Genomic DNA, 16,449 nt, shown 5'->3' with positions numbered 1-16,449 from the left:
CTACGGCGGTACGACTGCCCGCGCCGCACGGGGCGGTCGTCGGGCAGCACAGATCGCGGACGTATGCGCGACCGAACAGCCAGGATACTGGACGGGTCGCGATTGACCCAATCCGCGGCCGGCGCCCCCGGCACCGCCCGCCCTGCGCGCGAGAGCGCCGCCGGACCTGCGTGCGTCAGTGCCCCTGCTCGTACTGCCGGAGCTGGTCGAGGTCGATCATGCTGGTGTCGAAGAGGCTGGTCTCGTCCAGGGCGGCGGGCTGCTGACCGTGCTGCTGGGGCTGCTGCTGCTCGCCGTGCGGGAACTGCTGCGGCTGCTGGGCCTGCTGCGGGACGTACGCGGCGGGGTCGTACCCCTGCTGCGGGGCCTGCTGCTGCCAGCCGTAGCCGTAAGGGTCCTGCTGCTGGGCGTACTGCTGCGGCTGCTGGTAGCCGTACGCGTCCTGGCCGTAGCCCGCCGTGGCGTAGTAGTCCTGCTGCTGCGGCGCCGCGGGCTCCGGCCCCGGCTGCACGAAGGGCTGTCCGGCCGGCTGTCCCGTGGGCTGGTCGCCGGGCTGTGCGGCGGGCGCCTGGGGCGCGGCGGGCTGCTGGGCGGCGGCGAGGTCGGCGAGGTACTCGGCGTCGCCGGACTGCGGCAGGCCCGTCGTGGGGTCCGTGTGCGCGGCGAAGGCCGCGGCGAGCTCGTCGCTGGGCTGCGCCCCGAGCAGCTTCTGGCGGCCGCGCCCGACCGCCTCCAGGGTCTTGGTGAGCACGGCCTCGAAGGCGCCGAACTTGGCGTCCACGTACGCGTCAGCGCGCTGCCGCAGCGTCTCCGGGTCGGCGCTGCGCTCGGGCGCCTCGGCGTCCGCGTACCCCGCCTCGTCCAGGCCCGGACCGCGGCCGAGGAGCTTCTCGCGGCCCCGGTCCACGGACCCGATGGTCTTGGTCAGGACGACCTCGAAGTTGGCGAGCTTGCTGTCGACGTAGTCGTCGGCCTCGGCGCGGATCTCCTCGGCCTCCCGGCGGGCCTCCGCGAGGATGCGGTCGGCCTCCTCCTGGGACTGCCGGGCGAGCTCGGTCTCGGAGAGCAGCGAGCCGCGCTGGGCGTGCGCGCTCTCGATGATCCGCTCCGCCTCGGCGCGGGCGTCCTCGACCATCTGCTCGCGCCCGCCGAGCAGCTCCTGCGCCTGCGCGAGGGACCCCGGGAGCGCGGCCCGCACCTCTTCGAGCATCGCCAGCAGCTCCGCGCGGTTGATCACGCAGGAGGCCGACATGGGCATGGACCGGGCATGGCCGACGGTCTCGACGATCTCGTCGAGCTTCTTCTGCACGTCCACTGGGGGCTCGCCACTCTCTGGGGGATGAAACGACGGAACGGGACCGACTGTACGGCCACCCGCCCACGCGCCGACACCCACTGACGTACCGTCAGCCGGACGGCCCTCCGCCGCTTCCCGCGTCACTTCTCCCCGAGGCGCTCCGTCAGGGCTTCGAAGACGAAGTCCGGTACCAGGTGGGAGACGTCGCCGCCCCAGGCCGCGACCTCCTTGACCAGGCTGGACGAGAGGAAGCTGTAGGTCGGGTTGGTCGGGACGAAGAGGGTCTCGACGCCCGAGAGGCCGTTGTTCATCTGGGCCATCTGCAGCTCGTAGTCGAAGTCGCTGACCGCGCGCAGGCCCTTCACGATGGCCGGAATGTCACGCTGCTTGCAGAAGTCGACGAGGAGGCCGTGGAACGCCTCGACCTCGACGTTGCCGTACTCGGCGGTCGCCCGGCGGATCAGCTCGATCCGCTCCTCGACCGTGAACAGGCCCTGCTTGGACTTGTTGATCATCACGGCGACGTGGACCACGTCGTAGAGCTTGGAGGCCCGGGCGATGATGTCCAGATGCCCGTTGGTGATGGGGTCGAACGACCCCGGACAGACGGCACGGCGCACTTGAGGTTCCTCGCTCTCCGATCCGGTCATGACTCGCTTGCCGACGTGGCGCTCCCGGCAGGGCGGTCGCCGGCGTTCCCGTCGGCGTCCTCGCACGTCGAAGCGGCGCGACCGTACCAAAGCGTGGCCTCGCCGTAGCGGCGGGACCGCAGGCCCGTGAATCCGTCGGGCCAGCGGAATTCTCCGCCCCTGGTGCTGCGCTCCACGGTGGCGAGCGCGTCGCCCGTGATCCAGCCCTGGGAGCGGAGTGTGAGGAGGATCTCGCGAAGATCGTCGTCGGTGACGGCGTACGGCGGATCCAGGAAAACGAGGTCGTACGGCTCGCCGGAGACCGGCCCCGCGACGACCTGCTCGGCCTTCGCGGCGCGGAATTCGGCGCCCGGGAGGCCGAGGCTGCGGATGTTCTCGCGGATCGTGCGGGCGGCCTTCGGGTCGGCCTCGGCCAGCAGCACGGCCGCGGCGCCCCGGGAGAGCGCCTCCAGCCCGACCGCGCCCGAGCCGCCGTACAGATCCAGCACCCGGGCGCCGGTCAGCGGGCCGTCCAGCGCCTCCCAGGTGGAGAACAGGCCCTCGCGCGCCCGGTCGGAGGTCGGGCGGGTGCCCGTGCCGGGCGGCACGGCCAGGCGCCGGCCGCCGGCCACGCCGGCGATCACGCGGGTCATACGATTCTCGTCCTCAGCTGTGCGGTTCTGTGGTGGTGCGGGGCCGAGCCCGGCCCCGCACCACCACGATATGGCGTCCCCCGCCGGTCAGCCGCGCTCCGCCTCCTCGACCGCGCCCACCAGAGCGGGCGAGGCATAGCGGGACCAGGACAGGCAGCCGTCCGGCGGGCAGTACTCCGGGCGGCGCGGGTCGTGGCCGAGCTCGCGCAGCTTCGTCCGGACCGAATCGGGCGTGCGGCCGAAGCGGGCGGCGATGCGGGCGATGGTCTCACCGGCATGGAAGCGGTGCGTGAGGTCCTCCTCGTGCTGCGGCACCCAGGGGGCGCCGTGGCCGGGGAACAGCTCACGCAGGACATCGCGGTCCGGTATCGGCTCGGCCACGTCGGCGACGAGAGCAAGCGCACGCAGGGCGCGGTTCAGCGCGATACGCAGCGGCGGGATCTCGGTCAGGGGGAGGGTGAGCGCGCCGGAGGCGAGCAGGGCCTCCGGGGAGTCCTCCTGCCAGCCGGTGACGGTGAGGGTGACGGTCGCGTCGTCGTCGCTGACCAGCTCGATCCGGAAGATCTTGTTGCCCAGCGGCAGTTCGTTCAGATGCCGGAATGCCATGAAACAGCCCCCCAGTGGTCCAACTGCGGCCAACCACTCCCGGATCGGCCCGGACTGTGTCCATCCTCCCAGGAGGGTCTGACAATCGGCCTCCGCCGGGCGCACCCGCGCCCCTCACCCCTTGTCCAGGTAGCTCTCCCGATCGGCGTCCAGCAGGGCGTCCAACGCGCCCCGCAGCTCGGGCAGTCCGGCCAGCTCCGGGTCGTTGGCCACGGTCGCCGTCGCCTCCTCCCGGGCCGCCTCGATGACGTCCTCGTCCTCGATGACCGCGAGCATCCGGAGGCTGGAGCGCACCCCGGACTGCGCCTGCCCCAGGACGTCGCCCTCGCGCCGCTGCTCCAGGTCGATCCGGGACAGCTCGAAGCCGTCCAGCGTGCTCGCCACGGCGCCCAGCCGGGCCCGCGCCGGGCTCGCCTCGGACATCTCCGTCACCAGCAGGCACAGGCCGGGCGCCGAACCACGGCCCACCCGCCCGCGCAGCTGATGGAGCTGCGAGACGCCGAACCGGTCGGCGTCCATGATCACCATCGCCGTGGCGTTCGGTACGTTCACGCCCACCTCGATGACGGTCGTCGCCACCAGCACATCCACCTCGCCGGCGGCGAACCGGCGCATCACGTCGTCCTTGTCGTCCGGCTGCATCCGCCCGTGCAGCACCTCCACGCGCAGCCCCGCGAGCGGCCCCTTGGCCAACTGCTCGGCGACCTCCAGCACGGCCAGCGGCGGCCGCTTCTCGGCCTCCTCCGCGGCTTCCTCCCCGTCCCCCTGCGCCTTCTTCTTCGCGCCCTTCGGCTCCTCCTCGTCACCGATCCGCGGGCACACCACATACGCCTGATGTCCGCCCTCGACCTCCTCCCGCACCCGTTCCCAGGCGCGCGCCAGGAAGTGCGGCTTGTCCTTGGCCGGCACCACATGGCTGGCGATCGGCGACCGCCCGGCCGGCAACTGGTCCAGTACGGACGTCTCCAGATCGCCGAAGACCGTCATCGCGACCGTCCGCGGAATGGGCGTCGCGGTCATCACGAGCAGATGCGGCGGCTGCTTGCCCTTGGAGCGCAGTGCGTCCCGCTGCTCCACGCCGAACCGGTGCTGCTCGTCCACCACGACCAGCCCCAGGTCGTGGAACTGCACCTTGTCCTCGATCAGCGCATGCGTGCCGATCACCAGCCCGGCCTCGCCCGTCACGAGGTCCAGCAACGCCTGCTTCCGCGCGGCCGTGCCCATCGAGCCGGTCAGCAGCACGACCTTCGTACCGTGCTCGGCGCCGCCGAGCATCCCGCCCTCGGCCAGCTCCCCCATCATCTCCGTGATCGAGCGGTGATGCTGCTGCGCCAGCACCTCGGTCGGCGCCAGCATCGCCGCCTGCCCACCGGTGTCCACCACGGCAAGCATGGCCCGCAGGGCGACCATCGTTTTCCCACTGCCCACCTCCCCCTGCAGGAGGCGGTGCATCGGGTGGTCCGTGGCCAGGTCGTCGAAGATTTCGCGGCTGACCTTCTGCTGGCCGTCGGTGAGGGTGAAGGGGAGGCGGGCGTCGAAGGCGTCCAGCAGGCCGTCCTCGGTCAGCGGGCGGGGGACGGCCGGGAGCTGGGTCTCGGCGAAGCGGCGGCGGGCGAGGGCGACCTGGAGGACGAATGCCTCGTCCCACTTCAGGCGGGCCCGGGCGTCGTCGATGTCGGCCTTGGTGGCGGGCCGGTGGACCTTGAGGAGGGCCTCGGGGAGCGGGACGAGGCCGCGGCCCTCGCGGAGCGCGGGCGGCAGCGGGTCGGCCGCGTCCCGGGCGTTGGGCAGCACCGCGTCCACCGCCTTGGCGATCTTCCAGGACGGCATCTTCTGGGCCGCCGGATAGATCGGCAGGAGCCGGCCCGCGAACGCGTCCACGGCGTCGTCGCCGCCCTCGCCCGCGAGGAGTTCGTACTCGGGGTGGGCGAGCTGGAGCTTGCGGTTGAAGACCGAGACCTTGCCCGCGAACATCGCGCGGCGGCCCGGGAGGAGGTCGTGCCGCGGCTTGTGGATGCCCTTGCCGAAGAAGACCAGTTGCAGCCGGCCGCTGCCGTCGGTGAGCGTGACCTCCAGGCGCTGGCCGCGGCCGTGGTTGAAGGTGTGCACCCGGGCGTCGGCGACCCGCGCGACGACCGTGACGTGCTCGTCGAGCGGGAGGTCGGCGAGGGTGGTCAGCTCGCCGCGCTCGGCGTACCGCCGGGGGTAGTGGTGCAGCAGATCGCCGACCGTGTGCAGGCCGAGGTGCTCGGCCAGCACCTTCGCGGTGGTGCCGCCGAGGATCTTCTTCAGTGGTTCATCCAGCACGGGTCCATTGCACACCACGCCACTGACAACCGGCGGGAGGACCGGCGAACGGGCCTCCCCCGGCGGCTACTCCACGCCGATCAGCAGCAGCGACGACTGCTGGCCCCCGGCGTACACCACCGTGTCCACCGCCAGATGACGCTCGCGTACGTGGCGTTCGAGGCGGTCGGCCAGGCCCTGGGAGAAGTCCGCGCCGCACACGAGGGTGACCATCTCGCCGCCCGCCGAGAGCATCCGGTCCAGTACGTCGAGGGCGGTGGCCGCCGGGTCCGTACCGATCACCGCGACATCGCCGTCCACCAGCCCCAGCACGTCCCCGGCCTGGCAGACCCCGGCCATGGTCCAGGACTGCCGCTCGGCGACCGTCAGCTCGCCGTACCGGGTCGCGCCCGCCGCCGAGGTCATCGCCACCACGTCCTCGTCGAACGTGCGGCCGGACTCATGGACGGCCAGCGCCGCGATGCCCTGGACCGCGGCCCGGGTGGGGATCACGGCGACGCGCACGCCTTCGGTACGGGCCTGGCCGGCCGCGGCGGCGGCCGTGTGCCGCAGGTCGGCGTCGTTCGGCAGCAGCACCACCTCGCGGGCGTGCGCCTGCCGGATCGCCTGGACCAGCTCGCCGCTGGCGGGCGGCTCCCCGGGGCGTACGGAGACCACGGTCGCGCCGGCCGCGGCGCACAGCCCGGCCAGCCCGTCTCCCGGTACCACCGCGACCACGGCCCGTTCCGCGCGCTCCGGAGCCGGGCCCCGGGCGGCCTCGGCGCCCGCGAAGTGCGTGATGCGGATCCGGTACGGGCGGCCCGCCTCGATGCCCGCCTCGACAGCCGCGCCCGCGTCGTCCACGTGCACATGGACGTTCCACAGGCCGTCCCCGCCGACCACCACCAGGGAGTCGCCGAGCCCGTCGAGCCGGGTGCGCAGCCGGGCCACGGCCCCGTCGTCGGCCTCCAGGAGGTAGATCACCTCGAAGGCGGGGCCGTCGGCCGCCGCGTGCTCGTCGGCGCCGCAGCCGCCGGCCTCGGTGACGACCGTGGCGGGGTCCGTGCCGCCCCGGTAGGCGGGGGCGCCCACGGCGATCCGTACGCCGCCGGCCGCTGCCGTGCGCTCCCCGGACAGCGCGTCCGCGAGCGCGCCCAGGACGGCGACCAGGCCGCAGCCGCCCGCGTCGACCACGCCGGCCCTGCCGAGGACCGCGAGCTGCCCCGGGGTGGCGTCCAGCGCCTTCCTGGCGCCCTCGTGGGCCGCACGGGCCACCGCCACCACGCCGCCGGCCGGCACGGCGCCCTCGGCGGCGTCGGCGGCGGCCGTCGCCACGGTGAGGACCGTGCCCTCCACGGGGTGCGCCACCGCCTCGTACGTGGACGCCGCGGCCCGCCGCAGCGCACGCGCCAGTACCGCGGCCGCCCCGTGCTCTCCGTCACGCTCCGCCGTACCGGACGCCGGGGCCGGCCCCGGGGCCGCCGCCAGTACCTCCGTCATGCCGCGCAGGAGCTGCGCCAGGATGGTGCCGGAGTTGCCGCGCGCCCCGATGAGCGCGCCGTGCGCCATCGCGCCGATGGCGTCGGCGAGGCCGGGCTCCGTACCGGAGGCGGCGTGCCCGTCGAAGGCGGCGTCGACCGCGCGGGCGGCGGATTCCACGGTCAGGTAGAGGTTGGTGCCGGTGTCACCGTCCGCGACGGGGTAGACGTTGATCGCGTCGATCCGCTCGCGGTCCCGGCCGAGCGCCTCCAGGGCCAGCCCGCACCATGCGCGGACCGCGGTCGCGTCGAGCGTGTGCGGCACCGTGCGTCCTCCTCGGTCGCCGTATGTCCTCCCCGGTCGGGGCAGGCAGTGCACCGCAGGGTAGCGGCGGACGGGACGGGTGCTCGGGCGGGGCCCCCGGGCGGTCATGGTAGTTTCGTAGGGCGGGAGCGGTCGTTGTATGCTGCTCCGGTTGCCCGATGCGAATCGGGTCTTTTCCCCTCCCGGCACCGCTTGTCGTTCAATGCACTCGGCGCGCTGGGAATTACCGTAAGTGCATCTGAAGTCTTTGGAGTGACCCGTGGCTGCCAACTGCGACGTCTGCGGCAAGGGGCCGGGCTTCGGCAAGAGCGTTTCTCACTCGCACCGCCGCACCAACCGTCGTTGGAACCCCAACATCCAGACGGTGCGCGCTGTGATCGGGCGCACGCCGAAGCGGCTCAACGTCTGCACCTCGTGCATCAAGGCCGGCAAGGTCGCGCGCTGACGTTACGTCGTGGCGCAGCCTCTGCCGGTTGCCTTGAAGCCGGTCCACCTCAGGGTGGGCCGGCTTTTCTGTTTGCCCGGAAGCTTGTCCGGCAGCTTGTCCGGCGGCTCGTCCGTGAGCCGCGCGGGCGGGGGCGTACCCACGAGGGGCCGCCCCCGCTGACGTACTCAGCGCAGCCGCCACCCGTGATCGACGGGCCCGATCCCGCCGCCCAGCCGGAAGCCGGCCGCGATCGCGCCCGTGACGTACTCCTTCGCCGCCGTGACGGCCTCCGGAACGGTGTCGCCGTGCGCCAGCCGGGCGGCGATCGCGCTGGCGAGCGTGCAGCCCGTGCCGTGCGTGTGCCGGTTGTCGTGGCGCGGGGCGCGCAGCCAGTGCTCCTGATCGCCGTCGGTGAGAAGATCCACCGCCTCGTCCGAGGACGCCAGGTGGCCGCCCTTGATCAGCGCCCAGCGCGGGCCGTGGGCCAGGACCGCCGCGGCCGCCCGCCGCATATCGGCCTCTTCCCGGACCTGTACGCCCGTGAGCTGAGCCACCTCGTCCAGGTTGGGGGTGGCGACGGTCGCGGTCGGCAGCAGCTTCGTACGGACCGCGTCCAGGGCCGTGGCGGCGAGCAGCGAGTCGCCGTGCTTGGAGACGCCGACCGGGTCGACGACCACCGGGGCGTCCACGTCCGCGAGCAGCCCCGCCACCGTCTCCACGAGCTCGGGCGAGGAGAGCATTCCGGTCTTGACCGCCTGGACGCCGATGTCGTCCACGACGCTGCGGAACTGGGCCGTCACCGCCTCGGCGGGCAGCTCCCAGGCGCCCTGGACGCCGAGGGAGTTCTGCGCGGTGACGGCGGTCAGCACGCTCATGCCGTGCGTGCCGAGCGCCAGCATCGTCTTCAGGTCGGCCTGGATGCCGGCGCCGCCGCCGGAGTCGGAGCCTGCGACGGTCAGGACGCGGGGTGGTGTGTGCATGCCCCGAATCTAATCGACCGCCGGATCCGGCCTGTCGGGTCGCCCCCGGGCTAGCCGACCACGTCGTCGTCGCCGAAGTGGTCCCAGCCGCCCTTGGTCCAGGGCGCGCCGTCCACCGTCACCTGGGGCAGCGCGGAGGGGTTGAGTACCTCTCCGATGACCTTCCAGCGGGCCGGGAGCTTCACGTCCGGCGGGAAGGTCGCGACGATCGCGTGGTCCTCGCCGCCGGAGAGCACCCACTGCAGCGGGTCCACGCCGCACGCCGTACCGATGTCGGCCATCTGCGAGGGCACGTCGATCTTCTGGGACTGCAGGTCGATGCGGACCTTGCTGGCCTCGGCGATGTGCCCGAGGTCGGCGACCAGGCCGTCGCTGACGTCCGTCATGGCGGTCGCGCCGAGCCCGGCGGCCGCGGGGCCCGCGTGGTACGGCGGCTCCGGCCTGCGGTGCGCCTCCACGAAGGCGCGCGGGGAGCGGAAGCCGCGGGTGAGGACGGCGTGGCCCGCCGCCGACCAGCCGAGCCAGCCGGTGACCGCGACGACGTCGCCGGGCTGGGCGCCGCCCCGGGTGACCGGCTCGGCGTTGCGCAGGTCGCCGAGGGCGGTGATGGCGACGGTGATGATCTCGCCGCGTACGACGTCGCCGCCGACCACGGCGGCGCCCGCGACCTGGCACTCGTCGCGCAGCCCGTCCATCAGCTCCGTGGCCCACGTGGCGGGGAGTTCGGCGGGGACGACGAGGCCGAGCAGGATGGCGGTGGGGACCGCGCCCATGGCGGCGATGTCGGCGAGGTTCTGGGCGGCGGCCTTGCGGCCGACGTCGTAGGCGGTGGACCAGTCGCGGCGGAAGTGCCGCCCTTCGAGGAGTACGTCCGTACTGGCCACCACCCGGCGGTCCGGCGCGGTGACCACGGCGGCGTCGTCGCCCGGTCCGATGCGTACGGCCGGGGTGGAGGTGAGCCGCGAGGTCAGCTCTCTGATGAGGCCGAACTCCCCCAACTCGCCGACGGTGCCCTTCATGCTGTTGCCCTTCCCATGCGTACGGACCTTCCGTACTCCACTGACGCGTCGCGCACGGCCGAAGCCGCGTTCCCGGACGGCCGCGCTCCGGATGACGCGTTCCGCGCCGGCGGCCGCGAACTGTTCACCGCGTACACCGCGCGGGTCTCCCCGCTCCGCTCGGCGACGCGGTACCGTGGCGTCCCTTCTTCCCACATGATCCTCGAAGCCGCCCTGGAGGTCCCGTGGTACAGGCGTACATCCTGATCCAGACCGAGGTCGGCAAGGCGTCCGCGGTCGCCGAAGTGATCGCCAAACTGCCCGGCGTGATCCAGGCCGAGGACGTGACCGGTCCCTACGACGTGATCGTGCGTGCCCAGGCTGACACGGTCGATGATCTGGGCCGCATGGTGGTCGCCAAAGTCCAGCAAGTGGACGGCATCACGCGCACCCTGACCTGCCCGGTGGTTCATATCTAGTCCCCCGTATGCTCGGCCGGGTGAAATCCTCGCCAGGCCGGTCGCTCGCTCCGCCGCTGCTCGCCGTGCTGATCGCAGTGGCGGGCTGTGCCCCGTCCGACGATTCGGCGAGCGTGGCGGTTCCCGCCCCGAAGGGGGAGCAGGCCCGGCTCTGCCGGGCGCTGCACGGGAAACTGCCCGACGCCGTGGACGGTCTGAAGCGGCGGACCGCCGATCCCGTCTCCGACTTCACCGCCGTGTGGGGCGAGCCCGCCGTACAGCTGCGCTGCGGCGTGCCGGAGCCCGACGTACTGAAGCCTGGTAATGAACATTACAACCCGCTGCAGGACGCCGCGGAAATCAACGGCGTCGAGTGGCTCTTCGAGAAACAGGACGACGGCTACCGCTTCACGACCGTGCTGCGCCGCGCGAACGTCGAGGTGACCGTGCCGGGCAAGTACGCGCCCGAAGTCGATGTCCTCACCGACCTCGCGTCGGCCGTGAAGAAGACCGTCCCGGTCGGGGTCGTGTAGAACACGCCCCCGACCGGCCGCCGCGAAGGCTCAGCGCAGGCCCGTGGAGCGCCGCAGCGCCGCCTGGATGAGCCGGTCCACCAGCTCGGCGTAGCTCACCCCGGACTCCTGCCACATCCGCGGGTACATCGAAATGGGCGTGAAGCCCGGCAGGGTGTTGATCTCGTTGATGACGAACTCGCCGTTGTCCTGCAGGAAGAAGTCGGCGCGCACCAGGCCCTCGCAGGACGCCGCCTCGAACGCCTCGACGGCCAGCTCCTGGACGCGCGCGGTCTGCTCCTCGGTGAGCGGCGCGGGCACCAGTCCGGTGGCGGAGTCGATGTACTTGGCCTCGAAGTCGTAGAAGTCGTGCGCGGTGACCGGCGGGATCTCGGCCGGGACGCTGGCCCGCGGACCGTCCTCGAACTCCAGCACGCCGCACTCGATCTCCCGGCCGCTCAGCAGCGACTCGACCAGGATCTTCGGGTCGTGGCGGCGGGCCTCCTCGACGGCCGCGTCCAGCCCGGCGAGGTCGTCGACCTTGGAGATGCCCATGGAGGAGCCGGCCCGGGCGGGCTTCACGAACAGCGGCCAGCCGTGCTCGCCAGCGAAGTCCACGATCTTCTTCCGCGCCGCCGCGGGGTCCTGCTCCCACTCGCGCGGGCGGATGACCTCGTACGGGCCGACCGGCAGCCCGAAGGAGGCGAACACCCGCTTCATGTAGTCCTTGTCCTGGCCGACGGCCGAGGAGAGCACGCCGGAGCCCACGTAGGGCACGCCGGACAGCTCCAGGAGGCCCTGGAGGGTGCCGTCCTCGCCGTACGGGCCGTGCAGGACGGGGAAGACCACGTCGACGTCGCCGAGCGCCTTCGGTACCTGGCCGGGCTCGCTGTAGACGACCTCACGGCTGGTGGGGTCGACCGGCAGGACCACGGCGCCGTCGGCGGACTCGGCCAGCTCCGCCACGCTCGGCAGCTTCCGGTCCGTGATGGCCATCCGCTCCGGCTCGTCGGCGGTCAGCGCCCAGCGGCCGTCCGTCGTGATGCCGATCGGCAGCACGTCGTACTTCTCGCGGTCGATCGCGCTCAGGACGGCGCCCGCGGTGACCACGGAGATGGCGTGCTCGGAGCTGCGCCCGCCGAACACGACGGCGACGCGGGGCTTCTGGGAGGAGGTCTCGCTGCTCATATCGGACCGAGACTACCTGTTGGTACGGCGGATGCGAATGTCTTGGGGGGTGTGGGGCGCTTCAATGGGCCACGCCCCCGCGTTCCCTGGCAGGGCCCCTCCCTCTCCCCAGACCAGCGGGAGAACTTCGGAGAACTTCCGCACCGTGGCCAAGGCCCCTCCCCCACCTCCACCACACATGCCGCCCAGAAGCGGCATGTCGTGAAGGTAGCGCGCACGGCTCATGCCCGTCGGGGCCTGTGGACAACGGGCGGTTCACGGCGCGCGGCCGTCAGGGCCTGTGGACAACCGGTGGTTCAGTGCCGCTCCGGCTTCGCCGAGCGCGACATCAGTTCCTTCAGGGCCACCAGCGGCGGCTTGGCGTCGTGGACGATGCTCACCACCGTCTCGGTGATGGGCATCTCGACGCCGTGCCGGCGGGCCAGGTCCAGCACCGATTCGCAGGACTTCACGCCCTCGGCGGTCTGCTTGGTGACGGCGATGGTCTCGTCGAGGCTCATGCCGCGGCCCAGGTTCTGGCCGAAGGTGTTGTTGCGGGAGAGCGGCGAGGAGCAGGTGGCGACCAGGTCACCCATGCCCGCCAGCCCCGCGAACGTGGCCGGGTCCGCGCCCAGCGCGAGCCCCAGCCGCATGGTCTCGGCGAGGCCGCGGGTGATGAGCGACGCCTTGGCGTTGTCGCCCAGGCCCATGCCGCCCGCGATGCCCACCGCGAGGCCGATGACGTTCTTCACCGCGCCGCCCAGCTCCGCGCCCACCACGTCGGTGGTGGTGTACGGGCGGAAGTACGGGGTGTGGCAGGCGGCCTGCAGGCGGGTCGCGACGGCCTCGTCGGTGCAGGCGACGACGGCGGCGGCGGGCTGCCGGGCGGCGATCTCCTTGGCGAGGTTCGGGCCCGTCAGCACGGCCACCCGCTCGGCGGGCACCTTGGCGACCTCTTCGATGACCTCGCTCATCCGCTTGGCCGTACCGAGCTCGATGCCCTTCATCAGGGACACCAGGACGGTGTCGGAGGGCAGCAGGGGCGACCAGTCGGCGAGGTTGGCGCGCAGCGTCTGGGACGGCACGGCGAGGATGGTGAACTCCGCGCCGGCGGCGGCCTCGGCGGGGTCGGCGGTGGCCCGTACGGTCTGCGGCAGCTCCACGCCCGGGAGGTAGTCGGGGTTGGTGCGGCCGGTGTTGATGGCCTCGGCGAGCTCGGCGCGGCGGCCCCACAGGGTCACCTCGCAGCCCGCGTCGGCCAGCACCATCGCGAATGCGGTGCCCCACGACCCCGTGCCGTAGACGGCGCAGCGCGTCACTTGCCTTCATCCTCCTGAGTGGGGCCGGGCGTCTTGTCCCGCTGCCGCATCTGCTGGTTCTTCCGGCGCTGTTCGGCGCGGGCCTTGCGGTGGTCGTACGGCTCGGCCGGCGCGGGCTCCTCGCGGACCTCGGCCAGGATGCCGGTCACCGAGGCCATGATGCGGTCGGTGACGGCGCGCAGCACCTCGGCGGTGGGCTCCTGGCCGTAGAACTCGGCCAGGTCGACCGGCGGGCCCGCCTTCACGCGCAGCGTCTTGCGCGGGAAGAGGCGGAGCTTCTTCTCCTTGGCGTACGGCGGCATCGCCTCGTTGGCGCCCCACTGGGCGACCGGGATGACGGGCGCCTTGGTGAGCAGTGCGACGCGGGCGGCGCCGGTCTTGCCCTGCATGGGCCACATGTCGGGGTCCCGGGTGAGGGTGCCCTCGGGGTAGAAGGCGACGCACTCGCCCCTGTTGATGGCGTCCACGGCGGCCCGGAACGCGGTGGCCGCGTCGGTGGATTCGCGGTAGACCGGGATCTGTCCCGTTCCGCGCATGACCGCGCCGACGAAGCCGCCCTTGAAGAGGCCGCTCTTGGCGAGGAATCGCGGGACCCGTCCGGTGTTGTACTGATAGTGCGCGTAGGAGAGCGGGTCGAGATACGAGTTGTGGTTGACCGCGGTGATGAATCCGCCCTCGGCGGGAATGTGCTCCATTCCCTGCCAGTCCCGCTTGAACAGCACCACGAGCGGCGGTTTTGCGATGACCGCTGCGAGGCGGTACCAGAAGCCGATTCTGTGGCGGGACACTCGGACACCCTCCTAATGGGACCTGCTGAGCTGCGGCGACCCGGCAGCCGCACAAGTGTCGCCCCCGGTACCCGGTCTGTCGAGGACACCGTATCTCCGCGCCCTGCTGCGGGCGGCGGCAGCGGGTGACAATGCTGCCGATGCGAGAAGAAGGAGCGGATGCGGTGTGGAGCCTGGTGGTGCCCCTGAAACCGCTGGTGCGGGCTAAGAGCAGGCTGTCCGCTGCGGCGGACGCGCGTTTCCGGCCCCGGCTGGCGCTGGCGTTCGCCCTGGACACGGTGGCTGCGGCGCTTAAATGCCCGGTGGTGCGGGATGTGGCGGTTGTCACGGATGATCCGGGGGCCGGTGAGGCTCTCGCTGCCCTCGGGGCGCGCATCGTGGCCGATGTACCGGCGGCGGGGCTGAATCCCGCGATCGCGTACGGCGCGCACACCGTACGGGCGTGCCGTCCCGGTGCCGCGGTGGCGGCGCTCAATGCGGATCTCCCGGCGCTGCGCCCGGCGGAACTGGAACGGGTGCTCGCCTCGGCCGCGCAATTTCCGCGCGCATTTCTCGCGGATGCGGCGGAAATAGGGACGACGCTGCTGACCGCGGCGCCGGGGGCGGAATTGGCCCCGGCTTTCGGCGGGGCCTCACGGGCCCGGCACAGGGACTCGGGCGCTCAGGAGATCACCTTGTCCGGCGTGCGGTCCGTGCGGCAGGACGTGGACACTCCGGAGGATCTCCGGGCGGCGCTGGAATTGGGCGTGGGGGCGCGGACGGCCCGCCATACGGCGGCCATCTCGGCGGGAATCGCTGCGCTGGGCGCTCCGGGGGCCTGAGCGGGGCCGGGGCGCTCTCCAGGGGCCTGAGCGGGGCCGCAGGCGCTTCGGGTGCCTGGGCGGCCGCCGGGGCCCTGCTCCCGGCCGTCAGAACGTCTGGAGCGTGATGAGGGTGATCCGGCGCTCCTCGCCCTCGCCCGTCACGTCGATGCGGACCCGCTGGCCGGGGCGGAGCAGCCGCAGGCCGCCCGCGTCGAAGGCGGCGGTGTCGAAGGGCAGCGGGGTGCCGTCGTCGAGCAGCACGCTGCCCGTGCGGCGCTCGGCGTCGTAGGTGTATGCGGTGGCCTGCATGGTCAGAGCCTAAACGGGAGGGGTCCGGGCAACGCACCGCGGGCCGGGCTCCCCTGGGGAGCCCGGCCCGTCGCGAGGTTCGCCGCCGGAGGGTCAGCGCTTGCGGGCGGTGGTCTTCTTGGCGGTGGTCTTGCGGGCGGTGGCCTTCTTGGCCGGGGCCTTCTTCGCCGTGGTCTTCTTGGCCGGGGCGGTCTTCTTGGCCGTGGCCTTCTTCGCCGTGGTGGCCTTCTTGGCCGGCGTGGCCTTCTTCGCCGTGGCGGTCTTCTTGGCCGGCGTGGCCTTCTTGGCGGTGGTGGCCTTCTTGGCGGCGGTCGTCTTCTTCGCCGGCGTGGCCTTCTTGGCGGTGGTGGTCTTCTTCGCCGCCGTGGTCTTCTTCGCCGCCGACTTCTTGGCGGTGGCCTTCTTGGCCGCGGCCTTGGCCGTCGTGCGGGTGGAAGCGCCGCCCGAAAGGCTGCCCTTCGGGGCCTTCTTGACGGCCACGTCGTTCTTCGGGAGCTTCTTCGAGCCGCTGACCAGGTCCTTGAAGCCCTGTCCGGCGCGGAAACGCGGCACGGAGGTCTTCTTCACCCGCACCCGCTCACCCGTCTGCGGGTTACGGGCGTAACGGGCCGGGCGGTCGACCTTCTCGAACGAACCGAATCCGGTGACCGAAACACGGTCGCCGCCGACCACGGCACGGACGATGGCGTCCAGGACCGCGTCGACCGCGTCCGCGGCGTTCTGACGTCCGCCGAGCTTGTCGGCAATGGCTTCTACGAGCTGCGCCTTGTTCACGTCTTCCCCTTCGGAGACATTGCTGGAACGAATGTGTTCAAGCTTTTTCGCACGTTAGGCAGATATATACCGCAAATCAAACACGAAACGGGCTAATCACCCTTGTGCCGCAACGAACTCGACCGTCACGGAGTTCCGTCGGCATCCACGTCTTCGGGATAACGCCCTTCGTCGAGGTCGTTCATGAAGCGCTCCAGACGCCGTGCCGCGCCGGCCAGATCGTGTTTCGCCGCAGCCGTGATGACAAGCAGCTTCCGGGTCAGCGCCATCCGTACGCCCTCCGGGACTTGCAGTGTCCGCACTCGTGTGTGTGCGGCCTTGAGGCGGTCGGCGACGAGACCGTAGAGCTCCAGTTGGCCGTCGCGTTCCATGCGCTAATTGTGCCATCTGCGGTGAGTTGTCGCTTCACGGGGCCTCAACACGCCACTCAACAAGACGAAGCGCCCCTTGCCAAGTGGCAAGGAGCGCATCGTATGCAAGATGTCTTTCAGCCAGAAAACCCCGAGGTCAGGCCACTACTGTACGCGGCTTGAAGGGCGGCCTGTTCGCCTCGTATGCGGCGATGGAGTCTTCCTCCCGGAGGGTGAGGCTGATGTCGTCCAGTCCCTCCAGCAGCCGCCAACGGGCGTTTTCGTCCAGC

Annotated in this window: 18 protein-coding genes and 1 pseudogene; 4 read left to right on the top strand and 15 right to left on the bottom strand. The window is 72.0% G+C overall.

Annotated features, from left to right (window positions below; all coding sequences use genetic code 11):
- Positions 1-175: 175 nt before the first annotated feature.
- The 6 genes from IG84_RS0132690 to IG84_RS0132665 all read right to left on the bottom strand — a co-directional run bounded on the left by IG84_RS0132690 (position 176) and on the right by IG84_RS0132665 (position 7,274).
- On the bottom strand, positions 176-1,315 hold the full coding sequence (locus tag IG84_RS0132690) for a F0F1 ATP synthase subunit B (protein ID WP_031065408.1): 1,140 nt from the start codon (positions 1,313-1,315) through the stop codon (positions 176-178).
- Positions 1,316-1,437: 122 nt separating this feature from the next.
- Complete coding sequence (gene coaD / locus IG84_RS0132685) at positions 1,438-1,917, bottom strand: pantetheine-phosphate adenylyltransferase (RefSeq protein WP_037801125.1); 480 nt, start codon at positions 1,915-1,917, stop codon at positions 1,438-1,440.
- Between the two features lie 26 nt (positions 1,918-1,943).
- Positions 1,944-2,579: a 16S rRNA (guanine(966)-N(2))-methyltransferase RsmD gene (rsmD, locus tag IG84_RS0132680; protein WP_051862720.1), complete on the bottom strand. Its 636-nt coding sequence runs from the start codon at positions 2,577-2,579 to the stop codon at positions 1,944-1,946.
- Positions 2,580-2,666: 87 nt separating this feature from the next.
- Positions 2,667-3,185 carry a hypothetical protein gene (locus IG84_RS0132675; RefSeq protein ID WP_031065404.1) on the bottom strand — a complete coding sequence of 173 codons (519 nt, stop codon included), beginning with the start codon at positions 3,183-3,185 and terminating at the stop codon, positions 2,667-2,669.
- Positions 3,186-3,299: 114 nt separating this feature from the next.
- The gene (gene recG, locus IG84_RS0132670; RefSeq protein ID WP_031065402.1) at positions 3,300-5,492 is read right to left on the bottom strand and encodes an ATP-dependent DNA helicase RecG; all 2,193 of its coding nucleotides are present in this window, start codon (positions 5,490-5,492) and stop codon (positions 3,300-3,302) included.
- Positions 5,493-5,558: 66 nt separating this feature from the next.
- Positions 5,559-7,274 (bottom strand): DAK2 domain-containing protein, encoded by a 1,716-nt coding sequence (locus IG84_RS0132665; RefSeq protein ID WP_031065399.1) that lies wholly within the window; start codon positions 7,272-7,274, stop codon positions 5,559-5,561.
- Between the two features lie 259 nt (positions 7,275-7,533).
- On the opposite strand from IG84_RS0132665, the gene rpmB reads away from it, so the two are divergent.
- The gene (rpmB, locus tag IG84_RS0132660; protein WP_030267048.1) at positions 7,534-7,719 is read left to right on the top strand and encodes a 50S ribosomal protein L28; all 186 of its coding nucleotides are present in this window, start codon (positions 7,534-7,536) and stop codon (positions 7,717-7,719) included.
- A 167-nt stretch (positions 7,720-7,886) separates the two neighbouring features.
- On the opposite strand, the gene thiD is transcribed toward rpmB, so the two are convergent.
- The gene (gene thiD / locus IG84_RS0132650; protein ID WP_031065397.1) at positions 7,887-8,681 is read right to left on the bottom strand and encodes a bifunctional hydroxymethylpyrimidine kinase/phosphomethylpyrimidine kinase; all 795 of its coding nucleotides are present in this window, start codon (positions 8,679-8,681) and stop codon (positions 7,887-7,889) included.
- A gap of 50 nt (positions 8,682-8,731) precedes the next feature.
- Positions 8,732-9,700 (bottom strand): thiamine-phosphate kinase, encoded by a 969-nt coding sequence (locus tag IG84_RS0132645; protein ID WP_030267042.1) that lies wholly within the window; start codon positions 9,698-9,700, stop codon positions 8,732-8,734.
- A gap of 224 nt (positions 9,701-9,924) precedes the next feature.
- On the opposite strand from IG84_RS0132645, the gene IG84_RS0132635 reads away from it, so the two are divergent.
- On the top strand, positions 9,925-10,158 hold the full coding sequence (locus tag IG84_RS0132635) for an Lrp/AsnC family transcriptional regulator (protein ID WP_030267036.1): 234 nt from the start codon (positions 9,925-9,927) through the stop codon (positions 10,156-10,158).
- 8 nt (positions 10,159-10,166) lie between these two features.
- A complete protein-coding gene (locus IG84_RS0132630) occupies positions 10,167-10,670 on the top strand; it encodes a DUF3515 domain-containing protein (RefSeq protein ID WP_031065390.1) in 504 nt (167 codons plus the stop codon).
- Between the two features lie 30 nt (positions 10,671-10,700).
- Here IG84_RS0132630 and IG84_RS0132625 read toward each other — a convergent pair whose 3' ends face one another.
- The 3 genes from IG84_RS0132625 to IG84_RS0132615 form a co-directional block, all read right to left on the bottom strand.
- A complete protein-coding gene (locus IG84_RS0132625; RefSeq protein WP_031065386.1) occupies positions 10,701-11,837 on the bottom strand; it encodes a D-alanine--D-alanine ligase family protein in 1,137 nt (378 codons plus the stop codon).
- Between the two features lie 296 nt (positions 11,838-12,133).
- On the bottom strand, positions 12,134-13,135 hold the full coding sequence (locus IG84_RS0132620) for an NAD(P)H-dependent glycerol-3-phosphate dehydrogenase (protein ID WP_031065383.1): 1,002 nt from the start codon (positions 13,133-13,135) through the stop codon (positions 12,134-12,136).
- Entirely contained in the window at positions 13,132-13,923 is a 792-nt protein-coding gene (locus tag IG84_RS0132615) for a lysophospholipid acyltransferase family protein (protein ID WP_031065381.1), read from the bottom strand. The genes IG84_RS0132620 and IG84_RS0132615 overlap by 4 nt, the downstream gene beginning before the upstream one ends.
- Positions 13,924-14,054: 131 nt before the next feature.
- Here IG84_RS0132615 and cofC point away from each other — a divergent pair, with 131 nt between their 5' ends.
- Entirely contained in the window at positions 14,055-14,744 is a 690-nt protein-coding gene (gene cofC, locus IG84_RS0132610) for a 2-phospho-L-lactate guanylyltransferase (RefSeq protein WP_211266549.1), read from the top strand.
- An 87-nt stretch (positions 14,745-14,831) separates the two neighbouring features.
- On the opposite strand, the gene IG84_RS0132605 is transcribed toward cofC, so the two are convergent.
- The 4 genes and pseudogenes from IG84_RS0132605 to IG84_RS0132590 form a co-directional block, all read right to left on the bottom strand.
- Entirely contained in the window at positions 14,832-15,035 is a 204-nt protein-coding gene (locus tag IG84_RS0132605) for a hypothetical protein (protein WP_031065376.1), read from the bottom strand.
- A gap of 93 nt (positions 15,036-15,128) precedes the next feature.
- Positions 15,129-15,809: an HU family DNA-binding protein gene (locus tag IG84_RS0132600; RefSeq protein WP_031065373.1), complete on the bottom strand. Its 681-nt coding sequence runs from the start codon at positions 15,807-15,809 to the stop codon at positions 15,129-15,131.
- 125 nt (positions 15,810-15,934) lie between these two features.
- Positions 15,935-16,180 carry an SCO5555 family protein gene (locus tag IG84_RS0132595; RefSeq protein ID WP_030267010.1) on the bottom strand — a complete coding sequence of 82 codons (246 nt, stop codon included), beginning with the start codon at positions 16,178-16,180 and terminating at the stop codon, positions 15,935-15,937.
- A gap of 136 nt (positions 16,181-16,316) precedes the next feature.
- Positions 16,317-16,449 (bottom strand): annotated as a pseudogene (locus IG84_RS0132590) (3-isopropylmalate dehydratase small subunit); the annotation flags it as partial.

The sequence above is a fragment of the Streptomyces ochraceiscleroticus genome, from assembly GCF_000720485.1.
Lineage (GTDB): Bacteria > Actinomycetota > Actinomycetes > Streptomycetales > Streptomycetaceae > Streptomyces > Streptomyces ochraceiscleroticus.
Note: the sequence above shows the minus strand (reverse complement) of the source record. Positions and strands in the feature narration are given on the sequence as shown.